The following is a 703-nucleotide window of genomic DNA, read 5'->3' as shown; positions in this document are numbered from 1 at the left end:
GCGTAATTTGTTCCAAATTCTTTTAAAGGATTGATACTAAAGCTAGTTTCGATATAGCTTCTTGTTTGCGAAATAAACTCTAGTAACTGCTTGTGCTGTTCTTGTGGAATATTGTTAGCCTCTAGTATTTGTAAATCAGTGTAATACCCCTTATTAAAATTTTGTCTTAGGTCATGATAAGTATTTATTTTTCTACGCTCATCACTCAATATCTGCTCTTTTAGTTGCCCCTGTTCTCTTAAGTTTTGCATATTTGGTCTATTTTTAAGTTTTTCTACATAGTCTTCAAGTAATACTATTTCTTTTTTCACGCTTTCTGCAGAATCTTCATTATTTTTTGCATAACTTTTATAGGCTTCTAGTGTATTTTCTATATGTTCTAGGTTACTTAGATTTGGTTTGCGTTTAGAGAGTTTCTTTTCATAGCCCAAAAATTGCCCAAATTTGCCTCTTATCTCCTTTCTTTCTTTCCATTCAATTATAAGAGGGTTTAAGGCTCTCCATTTCTGCAATAATTCATTAAGAATAGGTGCTACTCTATTAGCCTCTTTTTCTTGTGTCTTTAGTTCTGTTGAAAGGTCGTTGCTTTGTTGTTCTAGTTCTTTTTTTCTAGCAGTTAATCTTTCTTGTATGTCGTGTAATGTTAATTGCTGTGCATTGGTATTGCTTTGCACTTGTGACAAGCCTTGCTCTTTGGCTTGTT

Annotated in this window: 1 protein-coding gene; it reads right to left on the bottom strand. The window is 32.9% G+C overall.

Features of this window, described 5'->3' with window-relative positions; translation table 11 throughout:
- The coding region (locus LS81_RS11470; RefSeq protein WP_034348085.1) for a hypothetical protein at positions 1-703 on the bottom strand (703 nt) is incomplete at both ends.

It is taken from the genome of Helicobacter trogontum (assembly GCF_000765905.2).
Lineage (GTDB): Bacteria > Campylobacterota > Campylobacteria > Campylobacterales > Helicobacteraceae > Helicobacter_A > Helicobacter_A trogontum.
This window is presented reverse-complemented; position numbering and strand designations above follow the sequence as displayed.